The sequence below is a fragment of the Streptomyces sp. SD15 genome, assembly GCF_054462255.1.
On sequence record NZ_JBTLMO010000024.1, the window covers coordinates 68,852 to 84,873 of the forward strand.

The 16,022-nt window shown below is 71.0% G+C and carries 13 protein-coding genes; 8 read left to right on the plus strand and 5 right to left on the minus strand.

What is annotated here, in order from left to right:
• The first annotated feature begins 28 nt into the window (after window positions 1-28).
• The 4 genes from ACX28W_RS23805 (at window position 29) to ACX28W_RS23820 (ending at window position 6,032) form a co-directional block, all read left to right on the plus strand.
• Window positions 29-1,243: an acetyl-CoA C-acetyltransferase gene (locus tag ACX28W_RS23805; protein ID WP_459001289.1), complete on the plus strand. Its 1,215-nt coding sequence runs from the start codon at window positions 29-31 to the stop codon at window positions 1,241-1,243.
• Window positions 1,244-1,290: 47 nt separating this feature from the next.
• Entirely contained in the window at window positions 1,291-3,483 is a 2,193-nt protein-coding gene (locus ACX28W_RS23810; protein WP_459001290.1) for a 3-hydroxyacyl-CoA dehydrogenase NAD-binding domain-containing protein, read from the plus strand.
• 117 nt (window positions 3,484-3,600) lie between these two features.
• On the plus strand, window positions 3,601-5,226 hold the full coding sequence (locus ACX28W_RS23815; RefSeq protein ID WP_459001291.1) for a thiamine pyrophosphate-binding protein: 1,626 nt from the start codon (window positions 3,601-3,603) through the stop codon (window positions 5,224-5,226).
• 65 nt (window positions 5,227-5,291) lie between these two features.
• On the plus strand, window positions 5,292-6,032 hold the full coding sequence (locus ACX28W_RS23820) for an IclR family transcriptional regulator (protein ID WP_362065900.1): 741 nt from the start codon (window positions 5,292-5,294) through the stop codon (window positions 6,030-6,032).
• Here the strand turns inward: ACX28W_RS23820 and ACX28W_RS23825 are convergent.
• Genes ACX28W_RS23825 through ACX28W_RS23835 form a run of 3 tightly spaced genes read right to left on the minus strand, consistent with a single transcriptional unit; the run spans window position 6,024 to window position 9,693 of the window.
• A complete protein-coding gene (locus tag ACX28W_RS23825; protein WP_459001293.1) occupies window positions 6,024-7,547 on the minus strand; it encodes a sugar ABC transporter ATP-binding protein in 1,524 nt (507 codons plus the stop codon). The genes ACX28W_RS23820 and ACX28W_RS23825 overlap by 9 nt on opposite strands.
• Before the next feature lies 1 nt (window position 7,548).
• Window positions 7,549-8,616: a sugar ABC transporter substrate-binding protein gene (locus ACX28W_RS23830; protein WP_459001294.1), complete on the minus strand. Its 1,068-nt coding sequence runs from the start codon at window positions 8,614-8,616 to the stop codon at window positions 7,549-7,551.
• 48 nt (window positions 8,617-8,664) lie between these two features.
• The gene (locus ACX28W_RS23835) at window positions 8,665-9,693 is read right to left on the minus strand and encodes an ABC transporter permease (protein ID WP_459001295.1); all 1,029 of its coding nucleotides are present in this window, start codon (window positions 9,691-9,693) and stop codon (window positions 8,665-8,667) included.
• Window positions 9,694-9,830: 137 nt separating this feature from the next.
• On the opposite strand from ACX28W_RS23835, the gene ACX28W_RS23840 reads away from it, so the two are divergent.
• The gene (locus tag ACX28W_RS23840) at window positions 9,831-10,556 is read left to right on the plus strand and encodes an SDR family NAD(P)-dependent oxidoreductase (RefSeq protein WP_459001297.1); all 726 of its coding nucleotides are present in this window, start codon (window positions 9,831-9,833) and stop codon (window positions 10,554-10,556) included.
• Between the two features lie 3 nt (window positions 10,557-10,559).
• Here ACX28W_RS23840 and ACX28W_RS23845 read toward each other — a convergent pair whose 3' ends face one another.
• Window positions 10,560-11,282, minus strand: a complete 723-nt coding sequence (locus ACX28W_RS23845; protein ID WP_459001300.1) for a MerR family transcriptional regulator — start codon at window positions 11,280-11,282, stop codon at window positions 10,560-10,562.
• A gap of 226 nt (window positions 11,283-11,508) precedes the next feature.
• On the opposite strand from ACX28W_RS23845, the gene ACX28W_RS23850 reads away from it, so the two are divergent.
• From ACX28W_RS23850 to ACX28W_RS23860, 3 genes are all read left to right on the plus strand, one after another.
• A complete protein-coding gene (locus ACX28W_RS23850) occupies window positions 11,509-13,029 on the plus strand; it encodes an AMP-binding protein (RefSeq protein WP_459001301.1) in 1,521 nt (506 codons plus the stop codon).
• A gap of 145 nt (window positions 13,030-13,174) precedes the next feature.
• Window positions 13,175-13,654 carry a macro domain-containing protein gene (locus tag ACX28W_RS23855; RefSeq protein WP_459001303.1) on the plus strand — a complete coding sequence of 160 codons (480 nt, stop codon included), beginning with the start codon at window positions 13,175-13,177 and terminating at the stop codon, window positions 13,652-13,654.
• A gap of 215 nt (window positions 13,655-13,869) precedes the next feature.
• Complete coding sequence (locus ACX28W_RS23860; protein ID WP_459001304.1) at window positions 13,870-14,352, plus strand: F0F1 ATP synthase subunit B family protein; 483 nt, start codon at window positions 13,870-13,872, stop codon at window positions 14,350-14,352.
• A gap of 89 nt (window positions 14,353-14,441) precedes the next feature.
• Here the strand turns inward: ACX28W_RS23860 and ACX28W_RS23865 are convergent, their stop codons facing one another.
• Complete coding sequence (locus ACX28W_RS23865; RefSeq protein WP_459001306.1) at window positions 14,442-15,944, minus strand: M1 family metallopeptidase; 1,503 nt, start codon at window positions 15,942-15,944, stop codon at window positions 14,442-14,444.
• Window positions 15,945-16,022: the final 78 nt, after the last annotated feature.

The window sequence follows — 16,022 nt, forward strand, 5'->3', positions numbered from 1 at the left end:
CCCTCCAGCCCCCCTGAAAGGCTTAACAGTGAGCACCGAAGCGTACGTGTACGACGCGATCCGCACGCCGCGCGGTCGCGGCAAGGCGAACGGCGCCCTGCACGGCACCAAGCCCATCGACCTGGTCGTCGGGCTCATCCACGAGGTCCAGCGCCGCTTCCCCGGGCTCGACCCGGCCGCCATCGACGACATCGTGCTCGGAGTCGTGGGACCGGTCGGCGACCAGGGCTCCGACATCGCCCGTATCGCCGCGATCGCCGCCGGACTGCCCGACACGGTCGCCGGCGTCCAGGAGAACCGCTTCTGTGCCTCGGGCCTCGAAGCCGTCAACCTGGCCGCGATGAAGATCCGCTCGGGGTGGGAGGACCTGGTGCTCGCGGGCGGCGTCGAGTCGATGTCGCGGGTACCGATGGCCTCGGACGGCGGCGCCTGGTTTGCCGACCCCATGACCAACCTGGCCACCAACTTCGTGCCGCAGGGCATCGGAGCCGACCTCATCGCCACGATCGAGGGCTTCTCCCGGCGTGACGTGGACGAGTACGCGGCGCTGTCCCAGGAGCGTGCGGCCGCGGCCTGGAAGGACGGACGCTTCGACAAGTCCGTCGTCCCCGTGAAGGACCGCAGCGGGCTCGTCGTCCTCGACCACGACGAGCACCTGCGGCCCGGCACCACCGCCGACTCGCTCGCCAAGCTGAAGCCGTCGTTCGCGGACATCGGCGAGCTGGGCGGCTTCGACGCCGTGGCGCTGCAGAAGTACCACTGGGTCGAGGCGATCGACCACGTCCACCACGCGGGCAACTCGTCCGGCATCGTGGACGGCGCGTCGCTGGTCGCCATCGGCTCGAAGGAGGTCGGCGAGCGCCACGGCCTCACCCCCCGCGCGCGGATCGTCTCCGCGGCCGTCTCCGGCTCCGAGCCCACCATCATGCTCACCGGGCCCGCGCCCGCCACCCGCAAGGCGCTCGCCAAGGCCGGGCTGACCATCGACGACATCGACCTCGTGGAGATCAACGAGGCCTTCGCGGCGGTCGTCCTGCGCTTCGTCAAGGACATGGGCCTGTCCCTCGACAAGGTCAATGTCAACGGCGGCGCGATCGCGCTGGGCCACCCGCTCGGCGCCACCGGCGCGATGATCCTCGGCTCCCTCCTCGACGAACTGGAGCGCCAGGACAAGCGCTACGGCCTCGCCACGCTCTGCGTGGGCGGCGGCATGGGCATCGCGACCATCATCGAACGCCTGTAACTCCCCAGCGGACCACCAGACTTCAACGGAGACCGGAGACCCTCCCCATGACCGAGAGCACCACCATCCGCTGGGAACAGGACGAGACCGGCGTCGTCACCCTCGTCCTCGACGACCCCAACCAGTCCGCCAACACCATGAACCAGGCCTTCAAGGACTCGATCGCGGCGATCGCCGAACGCGCCGAGGCCGAGAAGGACTCCATCCGCGGCATCATCTACACCTCCGCGAAGAAGACCTTCTTCGCGGGCGGCGACCTCAAGGACATGATCCAGGCAGGCCCGGAGAACGCCCAGCAGGCCTTCGACACCGGTACGGCCATCAAGTCCTCCCTGCGCCGCATCGAGACCCTCGGCAAGCCGGTCGTCGCCGCCATCAACGGCGCGGCGCTCGGCGGCGGTTACGAGATCGCCCTCGCCTCCCACCACCGCGTCGCCCTCGACGCCCCCGGCTCCAAGATCGGCCTGCCCGAGGTCACCCTCGGCCTGCTCCCCGCGGGCGGCGGCGTCACCCGCACCGTCCGCCTCATGGGCATCGCCGACGCCCTCCTGAAGGTGCTGCTCCAGGGCACCCAGTACTCCCCGCAGCGGGCCCTGGACAACGGCCTCGTCCACGAAGTGGCCGCGACCTTCGAGGAGATGCTCGCCAAGGCACGCGCCTTCATCGACGCCAACCCCGAGTCGCGGCAGCCCTGGGACAAGCCGGGCTACAAGATCCCGGGCGGTACGCCGTCGAACCCGAAGTTCGCCGCCAACCTGCCCGCCTTCCCGGCCAACCTCAAGAAGCAGCTGAACGGCGCCCCCTACCCGGCCCCGCGCAACATCCTCGCGGCGGCGGTCGAGGGCTCCCAGGTCGACTTCGAGACCGCGCTGGTCATCGAGGCGCGGTACTTCACGGAGCTGGTCACCGGTCAGACCTCGAAGAACATGATCCAGGCGTTCTTCTTCGACCTCCAGGCGGTCAACTCCGGCGCCAACCGACCCAAGGGCATCGAGTCGCGCCAGGTCCGCAAGGTCGCCGTGCTCGGCGCCGGGATGATGGGCGCGGGCATCGCGTACTCGTGCGCCCGCGCGGGCATCGACGTCGTCCTCAAGGACGTGTCGGCCGAAGCGGCCGCCAAGGGCAAGGCCTACTCCGAGAAGCTCTGCGCGAAGGCCGTCTCCAGGGGACGTACGACACAGGAGAAGGCGGACGAGCTCCTCGCCCGCATCACACCCACCGCCGACCCGAACGACCTGGCCGGCTGCGACGCCGTGATCGAGGCCGTCTTCGAGGACACGGCGCTCAAGCACAAGGTGTTCCAGGAGATCCAGAACGTCGTCGAGCCCGACGCGCTGCTGTGCTCCAACACCTCCACCCTGCCGATCACCGTCCTCGCCGAGGGCGTGGAGCGGCAGGACGACTTCATCGGACTGCACTTCTTCTCGCCCGTCGACAAGATGCCGCTCGTCGAGATCATCAAGGGCGAGCGGACCGGGGACGAGGCACTCGCGCGCGCCTTCGACCTGGTACGGCAGATCAAGAAGACCCCGATCGTCGTCAACGACTCGCGCGGCTTCTTCACCTCACGGGTCATCGGCCACTTCATCAACGAGGGCGTCGCGATGGTCGGTGAGGGCATCGAGCCCGCGTCCGTCGAACAGGCCGCCGCGCAGGCCGGCTACCCGGCCAAGGTCCTTTCGCTGATGGACGAGCTGACCCTCACCCTGCCGCGCAAGATCCGCAAGGAGTCGAAGCAGGCCGTCGAGGAAGCGGGCGGCACCTGGGCGACCCACCCGGCGGAGGCGGTCATCGACCGCATGGTCGACGAGTTCGGCCGCACCGGACGCAGCGGCGGCGCGGGCTTCTACGAGTACGGCGCGGACGGCAAGCGCGGCAAGCTGTGGCCGGGTCTGCGCGAGCACTACACCAAGCCGGGCTACGAGATCCCCTTCCGCGACATGCAGGAGCGCATGCTCTTCTCCGAGGCGCTGGACACCGTCCGGCTTGTCGAGGAGGGCGTGCTGACCTCCGTCGCCGACGCCAACATCGGGTCCATCTTCGGTATCGGCTTCCCCGGTTGGACCGGTGGCGTCCTGCAGTACATCAACGGGTACGACGGCGGCGCCGGGGCAGGTGCCGGACTGCCCGGATTCGTGGCCCGCGCGCGTGAACTCGCCGAGCGCTACGGGGAGCGGTTCACGCCGCCCGCGCTGCTCGTCGAGAAGGCGGAGAACGGGGAGAAGTTCAGCGACAAGTAGGGCCCAGAAGTTCAGCGACAAGCGACGTGTCGCTGAGTGGTATGCGGGGCTTGCTCCTCAGGGGCGGGGACCGGACGCTGGCCCGCGAACCGGTCCCCGCCCCCACGAGGAGTCCCCATGGGCCGCCGCCCCGCCCTCGCCCTGCTGGAGATCCTGCGCGGCGAGGGCGTGGACCGCGTCTTCGGCAACCCGGGAACCACCGAACTACCCTTCCTGGCCGCCCTCATGGACGCCGAGGCAGCCCCCGAATACATCCTCGGCATCCACGAGTGCGCCGTCGTCTCCATGGCCGACGGATACGCCCGCGCCACCGGCCGCCCCGCCTTCGTCAGCCTGCACATCGCCGCGGGGCTCGCCAACGGGCTCATCGGACTGCTCAACGCCCGCCGCTCGCGAACCCCGTTGGTGGTGATGGCGGGCCAGCAGGACCGCCGCCACCTCCAGCAGGAGCCCATGCTGTCGGGCGACCTCGTCGCACTCGCCGCCCCCGCCGTGAAGGCCACCTTCGACATCCAGCACGCCCGCGACCTGCCGCTCGCGGTGCGCCGCGCCTTCGCGCTCGCCGTACGGCCGCCCGCCGGGCCGGTGTTCCTCTCCGTCCCCATGGACCTGCTCGCCGAGCACACCGAGGTCGATGTCCCCGCCCGCACACCGACACCCGCCGCCGCGAAGGCCGTCGGCCTGGACCGCGCCGCCGTCCTGCTCGGCGCCGCCGCCCGCCCGGTGATCATCGCCGGGGACGGGGTGGGCCGCGAGAACGCCGTCGCCGCGCTCGTCCGCACCGCCGAGGCCTGCGGCGCGCCCGTCCACCACCAGCCGATGGCCGACTGCCTGAACTTCCCGACCACCCACCCCCTGTACGCGGGCATGCTGCCCCCACGCCACGACGCGATCCGCGACGCCCTCAGGCCGTATGACGCCGTGCTCATCGCCGGGGCCCACGCCTTCACCCCGCACCACTACAGCCCGGGACCCGCGCTGCCGTCCGGTATCACTGTCGTGCAGCTCGACTCCGACCCGGGCGAGATCGGCCGCAATTTCCCCGCCGACGCCGGGCTCGTCGGCGCCCTCGCCCCCTCCCTCGACCGGCTCGCCGAGCTGCTGCCGGGCCAGGTGCCGGGACACACCGCGAAGGCCAGGACGCTGCGCGCGGGCGAGCGGCACACGGCGGAGCGCAGCCGCACGGAGGCCGATGCCCACGCCGCCTACTCCCCGGCGCCGCTCGCGCCCTGGGCCGCCGCCCATGCCGTGGCTCGCGGACTGCCCGCGGAGGCCGTGGTGGTCGAAGAAGCCATCACCGTGGGCCTGTTGCTGCGCAGGCTGATCCGTCTCGACCGGCCCGGCAGTTACACGCACACCGTGGGTGGAGGCCTCGGCTGGGGCATCGGCGCCGCCGTCGGCCGCGCGCTCGCCGAACCGGGGCGGCCGGTGGTCGCCGTCCTCGGCGACGGCAGCGCACTGTTCGGCCTGCAGGGGCTGTGGAGCGCGCAACACTGCGCCGCGCCGGCGCTGTTCGTGGTGATGAACAACGGCGCCTACCGCACCCTTCAGAACACGTACCAGGCGATGGGTGGCCAAGGCCAGTGTCCCGGCACCGAGTTGGGCGCGCACGACTTCACTCGGGCGGCACGGTTCTTCGGGATCGACGCGGCGCGGGCGGAGAGCGCCGACCACCTACGTGACCTCGTCTCCGCAGCGGGGGAGTTGAGGCGCCCGATGCTGATCGACGTACCGCTTCGTTAGCAGCGTGGCGGCCTCACAGCGACGCGCACCTTGTCAACCTTCCTCTCACGCCCGACGATCGGTCCATGACGGACGGTCCGGTGCCCAAGTCCGTGCTCGCACGCGGGGCTTCGCTGCTGCGTGCCTGCGGCGACTGCGAGGGCGCGCTGAGCCTCGCCGAGCTGGCGCTGCGCACCGGGCTGCCCAAGCCGACCGCACACCGCCTGATCGGCGAGCTGGTCCGGCTCGGGCTCGTCGAGCGCACGCCGGAGGGCTGCTACCGGATCGGCCTCGCACTCTTCGTCCTTGGCCAATCCGCGCCGTCCGTACGGGAGTTGCGGGACGCCGCGCTGCCCTACCTCGGTGACCTGCACCAGGAGACGCAGGAGAATGTGCACCTCGCCGTCCCCGACGGGCCCGACACGCTCTTCCTGGCGAAGATCACCGGGCGCCGCGCCACCCCGATCGTCTCGCGCACCGGGGGGCGGCTGCCCGCGCACTGCACGGCCACCGGCAAGGTGTTCCTCGCCCACGACCCCGGGCCGCCGCGCCGTACCCTGCCCCGCCTCACCCCGCGCACCCTCGTCCTGCCGGGCCAGCTCGCCCGCGACCTGGCCGCGACGCGGGCCCGCGGCTACGGCGTGAACCTGGAGGAGGCCGAGATCGGTATCTCGGCGGTCGCGGCCCCGGTCTACGGGCACGAGCGCGGACCCGGTCCGGTCGCCGCGATCTCGGTCACCGGCGGCACCCGCAGGCTCGACGTGGACCGCATCGGCGCACGGCTGTGCGCGGCGGCGCGGGCCCTCACCCGCACGCTCTCAATCTGACCGTGTACTCCCCGGCTGCATCGCCACCGCCAGCGCGTGCTCGGTGAGCCGCTCCCCGCGCACCTCGCCCACGATCCGCCCCCGCGCGAACACCAGCACCCGGTCGCACACCTCCGTCAGCTCCGCCAGATCGGTGGAGGCGACCAGAATCGCCGCACCGCCCGCCGCCAACTCGCCCACGATGCGGTGCATTTCGGCGCGTACGCCCACGTCGACGCCCCGGGTCGGATCGTCCAGGACGACGATGCGGGGCTCGGTTGCCAACCATTTGGCGAAGACGACCTTCTGCTGGTTGCCGCCGGACAGGCGGGCGACGATGTCGTACGGACCGCCGCGCAGCCGGAGCCGCTCGGTCAAGTTGCTTGCATGGCCTACCAGTTCACCCCGCGTGGGCAGCACACCTCCTCGCCCCAGGGCCAGCCAGCTCACTGCCGTCGCGTTCTCCCACACCGTCCGCTCGGCCATCAGCCCGTACCGTTTACGGTCGCTGGGCACGAAGGCGACGCCCGCCCGGACCGCCGCGCGCAGCGTACGCGGCAGACCCCGGCCGCCGACGTCGACCCGCCCCGCCGAGATCTCCGTACGCCCGCACACCACCGCCAACGCGTCGAGATGGCCCGCGCCTTGGAGCCCGGCCACGCCCACCACCTCGCCCGCACGCACGGTGAACGTGACGTCGGCGAGCCGCCCCGGCACACTCACCCCGGACAGCACCACCGGCGACGGGCCGTCGGCGACGGCCCGCGTACGACGTAGGGCCATCGGAGGCCGACCGCCGAGCATCGCCTTCACCAGCTCCGGCACGCCGACGTCCTCCCGGCGCGCCCCGTCCAGCGCGACCTTCCCGTCCCGCAGCACCGTCACGCGTTGCGCGAAGCGCATCACCTCCGCGAGGAAGTGGGTGACGTACAGGACCGCGATGCCCTGCCCGGTGAGCGTGCGCAGCACCTGTTCGAGGCGGTCCACGGCGGCGGCCGGCAGCGCGGAGGTCGGCTCGTCGAGGACCAGCACCTTCGGGCGCCGCAGCAGCGCCCGCGCGATCTCCGTCAACTGTTGGTCAGCCAAGGGGAGTTCACCGAGATTCGCGGCGGGGTCGACGTCGAGTCCGAGCTCGGCGAGGACCGGGCGGGCCGCGCGGTCCATGGCGCCCCGGTCGAGCAGGCCCCAGCGGCGCGGCGGCCGGTGGGGGTAGAGGTTCTCGCGGACGGTGAGGTCCGGGAAGAGGCTCAACTCCTGGGAGACGACGGCGATCCCGGCCTCGTCGGCAGACCGGGCCCTCTCGGCAGGCCAGGCGCCCTCGGCAGACCGGACACGCTCGGTCAGCCGCACCGTTCCCGCGTCCGCCGCCACCGCCCCCGACACGATCCGCACCAGCGTCGACTTGCCGGCGCCGTTCTCACCCACCAGCGCGTGCACTTCGCCGCCGCGCAGCCGGATGCCCGCCCCGTCCAGGGCCCGGACCCCGCCGTACGACTTCACCAGGTCCCGCGCCACCAGCAGGTCGCCGTACGTCATCTCAGCGCGCGTCCTTCAAGGGCTTGAGCTGGGCCTCCTGGTCGCCGAGGAGCTTGTCGATCGTCGGCTTGTACCAGTCGTACGCCGCCTGCGCGGATTTCTGCCGCGTGATGATCTCGTCGATGTTGGACTGGTCGACGACCCCGCCGGGGGACAGGAACCAGCCCTGGAGCAGCTTGCCGCCGTTGTCACGCACCGCCTCGATCAGCATCGCGGTGGACAGATAGCCTTTGAGGAAGTGCTGCGGGTCGATGGTGACGAAGTTCGAGCCGTCCTTGACCGCGTCAAGTGTCTTCGGATCGACGTCGAAGCCCGCCGTGAGCCAGCTGCCCCGCTCGGCCTTCTTGATCTTCGCGAGGTTGTAGCTGTCGGCGTCACCGACACCGAGGAAGGCGAGTGCCTCGGGGTGCGCGTTCACCTGCGCCGACCAGGAGCTGTAGTTCTGCCCGGGATCGCTGTACGTCTGGAAGGGGCCCAGGATTTCGACGTTCGGGGCCTGCTTCTCGAAGGTGTCGGCGATGCCCTTGGCCCGGTTGTCGAGCACTGGCGTCCCGGGGTTGGGCACGCCGATGACGATCTGCCCCTGCGGGTCGTCGCCGAGCCGCTTCAGGGCCTCCTGCGCCATCAGCTCACCGAGCGCGTAATTGTCGTTGCCCACATAGAAGTTCACCTTGCTGCCGTCGGTCGGCGAGGTGTCCAGCGCGACGATCGGGATGCCCTGGTCGACGGCGCGTGCGGCGGGCCGGGTGAAGATCGGCGGGTCGAGGTTCTCCAGGACGATGCCGTCCTTGGCGCGGGCGGTCAGGTTCTGGAAGAGCTGTACCTCGGCGGGCCCGTCGGTGTTGGGCGGCCCGACCGCCTTGAAGTTCACCTTCCCCGCGTGGCTCGCGGCGCTCTCGGCGCCGAGGACCATCTCATGGGCGAAGTTCAGACTGATGTTGGCCACGGCGATGCCCATATTGAGCTCGCCGTTCTTGCCGCCGGAGCCGCTTGAGCTGCCGCAGCCCGCCGCGGCGAGGAGGGCCAGCGCCGCGGGCACGGCGAGCAACGTACGCAATCGGAAGGGCATCACGGCCTCCAAGCGGCTCCGGACAAGGGTGAGTCAACAAGGGGGAGGTCAGCGGCGTCGGCGTCCCGTACGGCGCAGCGCGCTGTCCGCCGCGACCGCGACGAGGATCACCCCGCCGGTCGCGAACGACGTCCAGTTGATGGGTACTTCGAAGAACACCAGCCCGGCGGCGACGACGGACAGGATCATCGCCCCGGCCACGGCGCCCACCACCGAACCGCGCCCGCCCGCCAGCGGGGTGCCACCGATGATGCAGGCGGCGATGGCCTGCAACTCGTAGCCCTGGCCCAGTGTCGGGTCACCGGCCCCGTAGAAGGCGAGCGCGAGCGCCGCCGCGCAGGCCGTGGTCAGGCCGGACAGCGCGAGCGCCTGGATACGGGTGCGGACGACGGGGATGCCGCTGAACGCGGCGGCGTCGGGGTTGGACCCGATCGCCCGCACCCGGGCCCCGAAACGCGTCCGGGTCAGCACGACCGCGAGGACGACGACCACCGCGAGCAGCACCCACAGGGCGAACGGCACCCCCGCCGCGTCGCCGCCCGCGAGCGTGAAGAACGAGTCGTCGAGCGGCAGATCGGTGATCTGTTTGCCGTCGGCGAGCGCGAGCCCGATGCCGCGGAAGAGCATCAGCGTGCCCAGTGTCACGATGAACGAGGGCAGCGCGAGCAGCGTCGTGACCAGCGCGTTGAAGACACCCAGAACGGCTCCGGTGATCAGCACCACCGGGACCGCCAGCCAGGGCGCCGTGCCCTCCCGCACCAGCAGGGCCCCGACGACCAGACACATCGCATAGGTCCCGCCCACGGAGAGATCGACCTCGCGCATGGCGAGCGCGAAGACCATCCCGCACGCCATCAGCGAGATGTAGACGGAGTTGTGGGCGGTGGAGAGCAGGTTGTCGGTGGCCAGGAAGTCCGGGTACGGAATGCCGATGCAGGCGATCAGCAGCCCGAGGACGAGGAGCACACCCAACTCGTCCCCCACCAGCCGACCGGGCAGCGTCCCGAACCGCCTCCGGCCACGGCCCTGTTCACGGGCGCGCTCGGCGTCGTCCACGGCACGCTCGGTCTCGGTCATCGGGCACGGCTCCCGTACGGCTGACGCTGGGCGGTCGCCCCGCAGCGTGGGCCTCACGAACGCACCCGGCAACAGGGCCGTTCCAGCGAGTGGAATGCGCTCTTGCCGAGCCACTGACAGGTCAGCACACTCGGCGCATGGAGACGCGTACCGCACTGGTGACCGGAGCGGCACAGGGACTCGGGCAGGAGTTCGCCGTCGCGCTCGCCGGGCGCGGCTACCGGGTCGCGGGGATCGATCTGGTTCCGCAGCCGGAGACGGCCAAACGGATACTGGACTACCTGGAGTTGATCGCCGACGTCACCGACGAGGAGCAGATCGGGACGGCGCTGGAGCGCATCATCGACCGGTTCGGGACCCTGCACGTGCTCGTCAACAACGCGGGCGTCTATCCGGAGTCGGACTTCGACGACACGATGCCCGAGGAATGGCGGCGGGTCATGCGCGTCAACCTGGAGGCGCCGTTCCTGGTGACCCGCGCCGTACTGCCGTACCTGAAGGCGGCCGGCTGGGGCCGGATCGTGAACATCGCGTCGGCGGCCGTCCTCACCGCGCCGCCCACGATGGTCGCGTACGTCGCCTCGAAGGCGGGCCTGATCGGCTTCACGCGCGCGTTGGCGTCCGCGCTCGGCCCGTACGACATCACCGTCAACGCGATCGCCCCGAGCATGGTCCGCACCGCGACGGCCGAGCGGACCGTCGGCGCGGACGGCGGCTTCGAGCACGTCCGCGCCCAGCAGGCGGTCCCGAGGACCCAGAAGCCGTCCGACCTCGTCTCCACCCTGCTGTACGTGGTCGACCGGCGCAGCGGCTTCCTGACGGGGCAGACTCTCAACGTGGCGGGCGGCTCGGCGTACTTGTGAGGCTCAGGACTCCCCGTAATTCTGGGATTCGGGCCCCGTGAGCCACTCCCGCAACTCCTCCTTCAGGGAGCGCTGGAACGTCGTCAGCAGCGCCTGCACCACCAGCGGCTGCATGTGCGCCGACAGGGACTTCACCGCCGCCACGGACTCGTGCCCACCGACCGCGTCCCGCAGCAGCGCGGACAACTCGTGCGCCGCCGCGCGCGAGTGCTCCAGCAGGACGGTCCGCGCCGCGAGGATCGTCTCCTGCGCGAGGGGTACGTCGAGGATCTGGACGCCGAGCCGCAACAGCCCCGGGTCGATGCGGAACGACTCCCCGGTCCGCGCGACCACGTTCATCGCGACGAGCCGCTCGAGATCCTCCTCGCCCAGGGACCGACCGACCCGCCGCTCCAACTCCGCGAGCGTCACGTCCTCCGCTCCGTCCGGCGCCCAAGAGGCCACCACCGCACGGTGGATGGCGAGATCGTGGGCGCTCAGATCGGGCGGCAGTCGCAGCAGATGGCGCTCGATCGCCGCCAGGGTCATGCCCTGGTGCTGCAACTCCTCGATGAGCGCGAGCCGGGCCAGATGCTCCTGGCTGTAGTGACCCACGCGGCGGGGACCGATCACGGGCGGCGGCAGCAGCCCCTTGGTGCTGTAGAAGCGGACCGTACGGACCGTGACGCCCGCGCGCGCGGCCAACTCGTCGACCGTGAGCGTGGGTTCCTCGGTGTCCGTCGTCATGACAGGCCTCGCCTCTCCGGGTGGTGCAGCGGCCAGGTGCAACAGTATTGCTGTCTCACCGGTGTGGTGAAAGCGTTCTGAGCGGGCTGTGGTGCCAGGCTCGGTGGACCGAGCAGGCTGCGGGAGACACGCTCCGTGGAACCGGCGGCACGCTCCGTACGTTCACTGCTCACGCCGATCGGACGGTCGGCGGCGCACGCCGAGCCGATGGCGCCAGGAGGCGGTCATGACCACGACCCTGCGACTCCCCGGGGACCCCGCCGAACTCACGCTCCCCGCCCTGTTGCTGCGCAACGCCGAGGACCACGGACATCTCCCGGCCCTGTCCTGGCGCACCCCGGCCGAGGCCCGCTGGGCCACGCTCACCTGGAGCGAGGTGCGCCGCGAGGCAGCCGCCCTCGCCGCCGGATACGCGGCGTTGGGTGTCGAGCGCGGCGACCACGTCCTGATGATGATGAGCAACCGCCCCGAGCACTGGTTGAGCGACCTCGCCCTCACCCACCTGGGCGCCGTCCCGGTCACGATCCACGGCTCCGCGACCCCCGACCACGTCGCGCACATCGCCCGGCGCAGCCGCGCTCATCTCGCGATCGTCGGGGGCGCCCGCGAACGGGCGTGCTGGGAACCGCTGTTGGAGGACCCCGGCACGCGCCTGGAGCGCCTCGTCGTCGCCGATGCCGCGGAGGCGGGCCCCCATCGGACGTACGACTCGCTGAAGGGCCCGGACACCTTCGAACACTTCGCGCATGTGGGCGTCCTGGAGAAGAACGGAGGTGTCCTGGAGAAGAGGGGCCTCCTGGCGGCGGGCGTCCTCCAGAAGACAAGCCTCTTCGAGAAGGCCTGGCGCGAGACCCGCTCCACCGACCCCCTGACCATCGTCTACACCTCGGAGACCTCAGGCACCACCGGCGCACCCAAGGGCGTCCGCATCACCCACCGCAATGTCGTCCTGAACGCGCTTGCTCTGGACCGTCTCGCCGACCTCCCGGACCACGTCGCGCACCTCTCTTACCTCCCTTTCGCGCATATCACCGCACGCATGCTCGGGATCTACCTACCGGTGCTCCGCGCCTCGCACGTGTACCTGTGCCCCGACCCCACAGAGGTCGGCGCGATCGCGCGGGAGCTCCACCCGGCGCAGTTCTTCGGGGTCCCGCGTGTGTGGGAGAGGCTCTCCGCCGCCGTACGGGCCGAGCTGGCGGAGCTTCCGGAGGACCGGCGCGCGCTCGTGGACGCGGCGATGGAGTCGGCACGCGCGCGTGCGCGCCGGCGCGAACGGGGCGAGGAGCCGTCCGCCGAGCGGGAAGCGGCCCACCGGGAGGCGAAGGAGCAGGTGCTCGACCCGATCCTCGCCCACGCCGGATTCGACCGCCTCGTGTGGGCGGCGAGCGCGTCGGCTCCCGTGCCGTCGGACGTGAGGGACTTCTGGACGGGCTTCGGCCTCACGATCATGGACGCCTGGGGGCCGATCGAGACGATCGGCGTCGCCACGGCCAACAGCCCCACAGCCTTCCGCCTCGGCTCGGTCGGCAAACCCCTGGACGGCCTGGAGCTGCGCACCGCCGAGGACGGCGAGATCCTGGTGCGCGGCGCGACGGTGTGCGAGGGCTATCTGCGTGCGGACGGCACGGTCGAGGACGCGCGAGACGCGGACGGATGGTTCGCCACGGGGGCCGTCGGGCGTATCGACGCGGACGGCTATCTCTGGCTGACCGATCGCGGGATCGGGCATCCATACACCTCCTGACCTGCGCCAGTGCACCCTCTGATCAGCATGTGAGATGTGCCGCGATGTCAGGTGTGCCACCGCATCCGGAGTGACCCCTCGGGGAAGGTGGCACCTTGGTCCGTACCGCGTCAGGGGTGGTGCGGGCCGAGGCACTGGTGGCGTCATGTCGGAGATCAGGTATGTCCGGGGTGACGCCACCGTTCTGTCGGTCAAGGGCGTCAAGCTGATCGCCCATGTCTGCAACGACATCGGGGGATGGGGGAAGGGCTTCGTCCTGGCCGTCTCCCGCCGCTGGCCGGAGCCGGAGGCGGCCTACCGCGCCTGGCACCGTGACCGCGCCCGCAACGACTTCGGGCTGGGCGCGGCCCAGTTCGTCCAGGTCGAGCGGTATGTCTGGGTGGCGAACCTGATAGGCCAGCGGGGGATACGGACCGGCAGCAAGGGCGTCCCCGTCCGCTACGAGGCGATCGACGCGGCGCTCGCACAGCTGGCGGACAAGGCCGCCGAACTCGACGCGTCCGTCCCTATGCCGCGCATCGGGTGCGGCCTGGCCGGTGGCAAGTGGTCACGCGTGGAGCCACTCATCACGCAGCGGCTGGTGCGGCGGGGAACAGCGGTGACGGTGTACGACCACGGGGATTGAGCGAGGGTCCGAGGCTCGGGGCTGAGGAATCGGGGCTGAGGACTCGGGCTGATGACTCGGGGTGAGGACTCGCGGCCCGGCGGCGTGGGCCGAACACGCCGCCGCGCTCGGCCGAAGGGCTGCTCGCGCTCGGCTGAGGAGTTACTTCCGAAGGGTTACTTTCGGTCAAGTCTGGCGCAGACGCGCGTTGGTTCGCACGGATGAGCGGGTAAGGCATGGCCATGGACCTCATCCCGTACCCCGTAGGCCCACTCAACCCCAAGGTTCAGGATCTGCTCCTCGCGCTGCCGCTGTTCGCCCTCGTCTACGTACTCTTCGCCCGGGTCCTGCCGCGCGTCAACCGGGTGCTGAAGGAGCGGGACGACGCGATCGAGGGCGCCAAGGGCCGGGCCGAAGCCGTGCACGCCCGCGCCGAGCAGGAACGCGCCAAGACGGAGGCGCTCCTGGCCGAGGCCCGCCACGCCGCCGCGCGCATCCGTCAGCAAGCTCTCGAACAGGGCACCGCCCTGATCGCCGAGGCCCGTGCGGACGGGCAGCGCGAACGCGACGCGACGCTGGCCGAGGGCCACGCCCGCATCGAGTCCGAACGCGTGGCCGCCGAGACCGAACTCCGCATATCTGTCTCGGAGTTGGCCTCTAACCTGGCGAGCCGCATCGTGGGCGAGCGGGTCGCGGCCCCCGCGGAGCAGGGCAACTGACGCCCGATCCTGAACCGCTCCCCGGCCGACAGCCCTCTGAAAGGGCTGTCGGCCGGGGGAGAACTCCGGCCGACAGCCGGGGCGTCGGCTCAGCCGGAGTGGACGTCGTTGGTCGCCGCGATCTTCTTCCACGACCTGGGCTGCGAAGGGGTCCCCTTCGCGTCCGCCCCGGCCACCGAGGGCGACGCACCTCGCGCCGCGGGCGCCCCCGGCTTGGACGGCTGGAAAAGCCATGTGTCGAAGAGCGAGGCAAGCGGCTTGCCGGACACGTTCTCCGCGTACTTCCGGAAGTCGCCGACCGACGCGTTCCCGTACGCGTACTTCTGCGGCCAGCCCTTGAGGAGGGCGAAGAACGCCTCGTCCCCGATCTCGTTGCGCAGCGCCTGGAGGGCCAGCGCACCCCGGTCGTACACGGCCAGGTGGAACTGGTTCTCCGGCCCCGGGTCCCCGGGCTCGACCGTCCAGAACGGGTCGTCGGCGGGATGCGAGGCGTACACGTAGTCCGCGAGCTCCTGCGCCGTCCCCTCGCCCTCGTGCTCGGACCACAGCCACTGCGCGTACCGGGCGAAGCCCTCGTTGATCCAGATGTCCTTCCAGCCGGCCACGGAGACCTTGTTGCCGTACCACTGGTGGGCCAGCTCATGGACGACGACGGAGACGTTCGAGCCGTTCGCGAACTGCCGTGGGCTGTAGAAGGGCCGGGTCTGCGTCTCGAGCGCGTATCCGGTGTCGGTGTTCGGCACGTACCCGCCGAGCGCGTTGTACGGATACGGCCCGAAGTACTCGCTCAGCCAGTCGGCGACCTCCCCGGTCCGCTCGATGCTCGCCCGCGCCGCGCCGTAGTTGTCGCCGAGGTCCTTGCTGTACGCGTTGATGACCGGAATCCCGCTCTCGGTCGTCCCGGTCGTGACGTCGAACTTCCCGACCGCCAGCGTGGCGAGATACGTGGCCTGCGGTTTATTGGACCGCCAGGTGTAGCGGGTCCAGCCGGCCCGCGAACTCGTCGACTGGAGTGTGCCGTTGGAGATGGCCTGCGTGCCGTCGGGGACCAGCACCGATACGTCGTAGGTGGCCTTGTCGAGCGGGTGGTCGTTGCTCGGGAACCACCACCAGGCCGCCTCGGGCTCGTTCGCCCCGACACCCCCGTCGGGCGTGCGGTGCCAGCTGGTGAACCCGTACGCCTGTTCGGACGACGGCACACCGCTGTAGCGCACCACGACGGTGATGGCCGTGCCCTTGGGCAGCGGGGCCTTCGGGGTGATCTCCAGCTCGTGCTGGCCGGAGGCGGCGAACGACGCCTTCGCGCCGTTGACCCGCACTTCGCTGACGTCCAGCAGGAAGTCGAGGTTGAACCGCGAGAGGTCCTGGGTGGTCCGGGCCAGCAGGGTCGCCGTGCCCTCCAGTTCGTCCGTACCGGGTTGGTACTTGAGCCGCAGGTCGTAGTGGGAGACGTCGTATCCGCCGTTGCCGTAGGCCGGGTAGTAGGGGTCGCCGATGCCCGGGGCTCCGGGGGAGTGGTCAGCCGCCGTCGCCGGGATCGCCAGCAGCAGGGAGGCGGCGAGCGCGCCGGGGGCGAGGAGTCTGCGGTGCACGTCGAGCTCCAAGTCGTGGGGGCATGAAGTCTGTCCGGAGCCTATTCACTCCCTGTGGCCTCGGGGGTGTCCACGGCC